This window comes from Lysinibacillus telephonicus (genome assembly GCF_003966145.1).
Classification (GTDB): domain Bacteria; phylum Bacillota; class Bacilli; order Bacillales_A; family Planococcaceae; genus Ureibacillus; species Ureibacillus telephonicus.
Map to the genome: position 1 here is coordinate 1 of NZ_RXNR01000117.1, position 6,814 is coordinate 6,814.

The 6,814-nt window shown below is 36.2% G+C and carries 7 protein-coding genes; 1 reads left to right on the forward strand and 6 read right to left on the reverse strand.

Going from position 1 to position 6,814, the window contains the following annotated elements; translation table 11 throughout:
* Positions 1-536: 536 nt before the first annotated feature.
* Complete coding sequence (gene lysS, locus EKG35_RS20095) at positions 537-2,036, reverse strand: lysine--tRNA ligase (protein WP_185807842.1); 1,500 nt, start codon at positions 2,034-2,036, stop codon at positions 537-539.
* Between the two features lie 214 nt (positions 2,037-2,250).
* Here lysS and EKG35_RS20100 point away from each other — a divergent pair, with 214 nt between their 5' ends.
* Positions 2,251-2,730, forward strand: a complete 480-nt coding sequence (locus EKG35_RS20100; RefSeq protein WP_126296329.1) for a DinB family protein — start codon at positions 2,251-2,253, stop codon at positions 2,728-2,730.
* A gap of 48 nt (positions 2,731-2,778) precedes the next feature.
* Here EKG35_RS20100 and dusB read toward each other — a convergent pair whose 3' ends face one another.
* The 5 genes from dusB to EKG35_RS20125 all read right to left on the reverse strand — a co-directional run bounded on the left by dusB (position 2,779) and on the right by EKG35_RS20125 (position 6,576).
* The gene (dusB, locus tag EKG35_RS20105; RefSeq protein WP_126296334.1) at positions 2,779-3,756 is read right to left on the reverse strand and encodes a tRNA dihydrouridine synthase DusB; all 978 of its coding nucleotides are present in this window, start codon (positions 3,754-3,756) and stop codon (positions 2,779-2,781) included.
* A 200-nt stretch (positions 3,757-3,956) separates the two neighbouring features.
* Positions 3,957-4,475: a 2-amino-4-hydroxy-6-hydroxymethyldihydropteridine diphosphokinase gene (gene folK / locus EKG35_RS20110; RefSeq protein WP_126296330.1), complete on the reverse strand. Its 519-nt coding sequence runs from the start codon at positions 4,473-4,475 to the stop codon at positions 3,957-3,959.
* Positions 4,468-4,839, reverse strand: a complete 372-nt coding sequence (gene folB / locus EKG35_RS20115) for a dihydroneopterin aldolase (protein ID WP_126296331.1) — start codon at positions 4,837-4,839, stop codon at positions 4,468-4,470. The genes folK and folB overlap by 8 nt, the downstream gene beginning before the upstream one ends.
* Before the next feature lie 21 nt (positions 4,840-4,860).
* On the reverse strand, positions 4,861-5,724 hold the full coding sequence (gene folP / locus EKG35_RS20120; RefSeq protein ID WP_126296332.1) for a dihydropteroate synthase: 864 nt from the start codon (positions 5,722-5,724) through the stop codon (positions 4,861-4,863).
* A 3-nt stretch (positions 5,725-5,727) separates the two neighbouring features.
* Positions 5,728-6,576, reverse strand: a complete 849-nt coding sequence (locus tag EKG35_RS20125) for an aminotransferase class IV (RefSeq protein WP_126296333.1) — start codon at positions 6,574-6,576, stop codon at positions 5,728-5,730.
* Positions 6,577-6,814: the final 238 nt, after the last annotated feature.

The window sequence follows — 6,814 nt, forward strand, 5'->3', positions numbered from 1 at the left end:
TTAGGCACGCCGCCAGCGTTCGTCCTGAGCCAGGATCAAACTCTCCATAAAAGAAAATTTGATAAAAGCTCTAAATTACACTGGCATCATATTTGATGTCCAAAATTTTTGTTTCGTTCACCGACGAGGGTCAGTTACTAAAAACTTTATTTCATTAACGTTTTGTTGTTCAGTTTTCAAGGTTCATATCATTTCGTCGCTATCGAATAGCAACTTTTATATAATACCATTTGACGTTTTGTTTGTCAACATCTTTTCATCGTCGCAACAGCAACTTTTAAAGTATATTACTTTATCAAAAGTAAGTCAACACTTTTTTCAAAACTATCTTTTCGCTCTTGGCGACGAATAATAATTTAACATATTTATAATTAGAATGCAAGTACTTTTATGAAAAAATATTAAAAATCATAAAATATGATTATCAAACACTTTTAGTATATGTATTTGCAAGCTTAATGGACACTTTATATATATCACGCAAAAAAGCGTGTGAGATAGTGAATTTATCTCAACACGCTTTTAAACCTAATTTTTTAATCACGATGACGCATAGTTGGGAATAGCAGTACGTCACGAATTGATTGTGCATTTGTTAATAGCATTACAAGGCGGTCGATACCAATGCCTAATCCACCTGTTGGCGGCATACCGTATTCTAACGCTTCAATGAAGTCATTGTCCATTTCATGAGCTTCATCATTACCAGCTGCTTTTTCAGCAAGCTGTGCTTCAAAACGTTCACGTTGATCGATTGGGTCATTTAACTCTGTAAATGCATTTGCGTGTTCACGGCGTACAATGAATAACTCGAAACGATCTGTAAAACGTGGATCTTCTGGATTTTTCTTTGCAAGCGGTGAAATCTCTACAGGGTGGCCAAATACAAATGTTGGTTGTACTAATGTTTCTTCTACTTTTTGTTCAAAGAATTCATTAATAATATGACCTACTTCATGAGCTTCTTTGATTTCAACTCCACGCTCTTTTGCTAAGCTTTGGGCTTGTTCTTTTGTCATTGGCTGCCAGAAGTCTACACCTGTTGCTTCTTTTACTGCATCCACCATGTGTACTCGTTTCCAGCCTGGCGCAAGATTTATTTGGTCTTCACCATATTGGATCGTTGTTGTGCCAAGCACTTCTTGAGCTACATGTGAAATTAAGTTTTCAGTTAGTTCCATTATGTCACGGTAATCAGCATACGCTTCATATAACTCGATCATCGTAAACTCTGGATTATGACGAGTGGAAATCCCCTCATTACGGAATACACGACCAATTTCATAAACTTTTTCAAGGCCACCAACAATTAAACGTTTTAAGTGAAGTTCAATTGCGATACGCATATAAAGTTCCATATCTAATGCGTTATGATGTGTAATGAATGGACGAGCTGCTGCACCACCTGCAATAGAATGCAGCATCGGTGTTTCAACTTCTAAATAACCATTGTTATCTAAGTAATTACGAATAGCACGAATGATTTTAGAACGAGTAATAAATGTTTGTTTACTGTCTGCATTCGTCATTAAGTCTAAATAGCGTTGACGATAGCGTTGTTCAACGTCTTGTAGACCATGGAATTTTTCCGGCATTGGACGAAGGGATTTAGTTAGGAACGTAAATTCTTCCGCCTTAACAGAAAGCTCTCCCACATTCGTTACAAATAGATTTCCTCGAACACCAACGATATCTCCTAAATCTGCAGTATTAAATAATTCATATGCTTCATCACCAACGCGGTCTTTACGTACATAGATTTGAATTTGTCCACCTAAATCTTGAATATGAGCAAAACCAGCTTTTCCTTTTCCGCGCTTTGTCATAATACGTCCAGCGATTACTACTTCTACTGGGGACTCTTCTAATTGCTCTTTTGTAAGCTCTCCAAATTGCTCGCGAATCTCTGAAGATAAATGCGTACGTTCAAAGCGATTACCGAATGGGTCCATACCGCTTTCTTGAATATTCGTCATCTTTTGGCGTCTCACCAAAAGTTGGTCGTTTAATTCTTCAATGTTTGACACGTTTTTCACTCCTTATATACTTGTTCCGCTTTTGCAGTTCATTAGTCCATAATGTACCTATTGTACACAATTTCTGCTTTCTATTCATCTCTTTCGATTGAATTTAAATTGTTTTTAAAAAGTTTTACTTTTCAGATAGTTAAACCCGATATGATTTATTCGATGTTACGAATTAAAATATGGTAAAATTTCCACGATTGATATGAAAGGGGTTGTTGTTCAAATGTACAGAACTGTTAATGATTTTATTCAAGATTGGCAACATAGTAGTAATGGTACCTTATCTATAATTAAAGCTATAACTGATGAAAAGAAAGATTTTTCAATAGTAGATGGTCATAACTCCCTCGAGTGGCTTAGCTGGCATTTAACAAACTCACCAGCTTTTTTTATGGGGCAAATAGGTCTTTCATTAGGACTAGAATTAAACCAATCCAATGTACCTTCCACAATTAATGAAATTTCAAAACAGTATCAAACTGTGAGCGAGAATATCGTTAAAATTATTAAAGAAAATCTTTCAAATGACTCTTTATTAAAAACAGTTAATATGGGAGAACAAGCAATACCTATTGGTGCTGTTTTACGAATGATGGTTGATCATCAAACACATCACCGCGCACAAATGCAAGTATTGCTTCGCCAAGCAGGACTCCCTGTTCCTGGAGTTATGGGCCCAACAAAAGAACAACTTGCAAAATAAATCAAAAAGGCATCCTAAATCATGTTGATACAAGGATGCCTTTACTAATTACATTGCTTCTACTTTTTGTTCTTGGTGCTCTTCTAGTTCATCTACAACACCATTTAATAATATACGTAATTCCGCAGCAGTCTCTACTTGATTAATTGCATTACGCACTTTGCCGTTTCCACGAATTCCTTTTAAGTACCATGATGCATGTTTACGCATTTCTCGAACAGCAACTCCTTCTCCTTTTAGTTGCATTAAACGTTCAAAATGAAGTAAACATACGTCCATTTTTTCACGTACAGATGGTTCAGGTTTTAGTTCCCCTGTTTCTAAATATTTAACAGTCCGATAAATCATCCAAGGGTTGCCTAATGCGGCACGTCCAATCATAACTGCGTCTACACCTGTTTCTTCTAACATGCGTTTAGCATCTTGGGGAGTCTCTACATCACCATTTCCAATGAAAGGAATATTAATGTTTTTCTTAACTTCTTTTAAAATATTCCAGTTTGCTTTTCCTTCGTACATCTGAACTCGAGTACGTCCGTGCATTGCAATTGCGGATGCACCAGCACGCTCTGCTGCCTGCGCATTTTCGACAGCAAAAACATGCTCATCATCCCAACCAATGCGCATTTTTACACTAACTGGCTTATCAACTGCAGCTACTACAGCGGAAACCATTTCATAAATTTTATTTGGATCAAGAAGCCATTTTGCTCCTGCTTCACATTTTATAATTTTGTTTACTGGGCAGCCCATGTTGATATCAATAATATCTGCATTTGTATTTTTATCAACATATTGTGCAGCCTCAACTAACGTTTCTTTATCTCCACCAAAAATCTGTAAAGACAGTGGATTTTCGCGCTCATCAATATAAAGCATATCTAATGTTTTTTTGTTACGCTGAACTAACCCTTTATCACTGATCATTTCAGCATATACTAAACCAGCTCCGAATTCTTTTACAGTAAGACGGAAAGCCGAGTTACACACGCCAGCCATTGGTGCTAAAACGACACGGTTATCCATGACGATATCACCTATTTGAAACGGTTTTTCCGTAGTATTCAATGTTGCATCCTCCTTATAGAGTTTTTACACTCTCCTTGCTGTACATTTTTATTTAAAATTTATCGGTAATTTTCAAAGTGTACTACCGTCATCCACATTATTTTACATTTCATCCTTTAGCACCTGAATCTAAGCTCCCCCATTATATGAACCTATACTTAAATTTGTACAAATTCCTTAACGCTATTTATATTTTTCCATTTGTTTATACCTTCCTGATTAATGTCCATTTCAGAAAGTACTGATTTGGCTTTCTGTAAATTGCTCGTTAAAGGCTTCTGTGCAATTTCCATAAGCGGAACTAAAACAAATGCTCTTTCAAACATTCTAGGATGAGGAACAATTAAGTTCTCTGACTCAATATTCTCTTGATTATAGAGCAAAATGTCAAGGTCTATAATCCGTGGACCCCATCGAAATTCTCGAACACGCCCTAATTTATTTTCAACAGATTGGCATAATTCAAGCATTTGGAATGGGGAATAAGAGGTTTCAATTAAAACGGCAATGTTTAAAAAGGATGCTTGCTCTGTATAACCAACTGGAGCAGTTTCATATATAGAAGAAACATCCCGGACCTTTACGCCTTCATCCTCTTGTAGCATATGTACAGCATATTTTAAGTTATGTTCTCTATCCCCGATATTGGTTCCAAGCGATAAATAAACATTATTCATAAAAACGACCTCTCACTATTTCTACAGCTACTTCTTTATAATGTCCCGGTATAGGGGGATCTGGTTTAATAATTTCTACACGGCAGCCAAATACTTGACCTTTATAAGCTTCCAGTATACGAGATGCAACCGTTTCAGCAACTGCTTCAATTAATTTAAACGGTTTGCCTTCAATAATTTCTTTACAAATATCATAAACACCAACATAACTTACTGTATTATCCAGCTCGTCAGTCTGTCCCGCTTTTTGTACATTCACTGCAAGCGAGACGTTTGCACGAAAACGTTGCCCAAGAACATTTTCCTCCGGCAATACACCATGATAGCCAAAAAACTGTAATTCTCTTAAATGTATATAATCCATACCATAATCTCCTTATAAATCCTAGTGTCTTTCAGGCAACTCTTCTTTTACTTCATATTTTCCCACTAAAGCATCCATCATCTTAACGGTACGGGCAACTTCTTTCACATCGTGAACACGCACTATATGACAGCCCTTCATAATGCCATATGCACAAGTTGCAGCGGTTCCTTCCACCCGTTCATCTAATGGTAGATTTAAAATCGTACCAATCATTCGCTTACGTGAAGTTGCAAGGAGTACTGGGTACCCCAAATCTACAAGTTCGTCTAAACGCTGCATTGTCTCTATGCTCTGCTGTAAATTTTTCACAAAGCCAATACCTGGATCTAAAATAATATGTTCATCTGGTACACCAGCTTCCTTTACTATGTTAATACTTTCTTGTAAATCCGCTATAAAATCTTCAAAATAATGATTGTACGACTCTTCTTTGCGATTGTGCATTAGGATAATTGGTACATTCATCTCTGAAGCAACATAAGCGATTTCAGGATCCGCTTTTGCCCCCCATATATCATTAATCATGTGGGCTCCAGCTTCGATAGCAGCACGAGCCACAGCTGACTTATACGTATCGATAGAAATAATCGCGGGTACTTCTTTTACTAGCGCCTTAATGACTGGAACTACACGTGCAATCTCTTCTTCGTCTGAAATTCTTGTATAGCCAGGTCGTGTGGATTCCCCTCCAACATCAAGAATTTTGGCACCATTTGCTACCATTTCCTTAGCATGCTGAACAGCTACTTCTAATGAATTAAATTTTCCCCCATCTGAGAAAGAATCCGGAGTTACATTTAAAATACCCATTACAAAGGTCTCTTTGGTATAGTCCAGTTCGATGTTATTTATTACGATTGGTTTTGGATATTTAGATAACATAAACTAACCTCTTTTCACTGTTTGAATAATTTCTTCTATGTAAGCCTGATGTAAACGTTGATACATCGGTCCATTTTCACCTAAAAAATGTATCTTCCCAATGTTTGAAATTGGAACGAGTTCTTCGATAGAATTTGTAATAAAGCATTCATATGCATTTTCCAATTCTTTTTTAATAAATACATCCTCTACAACCCGGTAGCCTAGTCGCCTTGCTATCATAATTGACCATTGTCTTGTAATACCTGGTATAATCCCAGTGGAAATAGAAGGTGTATAAAGTATACCATCTCTCGCCCAGAAAATATTTGATGTAATCCCATCTGCTATAAATCCTTTAGAAGTTAAGAAAAATCCTTCCGTAGTAGTTAAATCTTCAATTTCAAATCGAGCTAGCACATTATTTCCAAAATAATTGGATCTAAAGCTAAAGCAATGGTGTTCATCTACTACTCTTCTTATTTGAAGCCATTGTGCCGCCTTTTCCGTATTACGTTTTCTTTTTATCAAAGGCGTTTGAAAAAGAATAACGTTTGGACTTTCATATTTATATGGAATAGAAAGACTATTATACCCAGCGGAAACATTTAAACGAATTATGGCATCTTCCCCCATGCTTCTAGTCAATTCATAAATCGCTTCTTGAATTTCTTTTAACGTATAAGGAATATTGATTCTGTAAAGATTAAGTGCTGAACATAAACGATTAAAATGCTCTTCAAGCAGTACTACTTTACCGCTGTACGTTCGAAATGTTTCATAAAACCCTAGACCGTATAAAAAACCGTGGTCAAATGGTGATATCATAATTTCCGTATCATCAACATATTGTCCATTTATCCAACAAAGCATTTACAGAGCCCCCTCGTAACGAAATTCAATTTTAATTGAAAGATAGCATAAATTTCCTAATACGAATAGGAGGCCTTTATAATAAAAAATCGACATTACCTAAAAAGGAAATGTCGATCCAGGTTGTTGACAAAAGACCTTCAGAATGGGCTTATTCTGAAGGTCTTTTGTAATTTTAATAGATTATTGGGTATTTAACCGACTTATTTGGGGTAAAAACACTCTTCGAGTATTATAT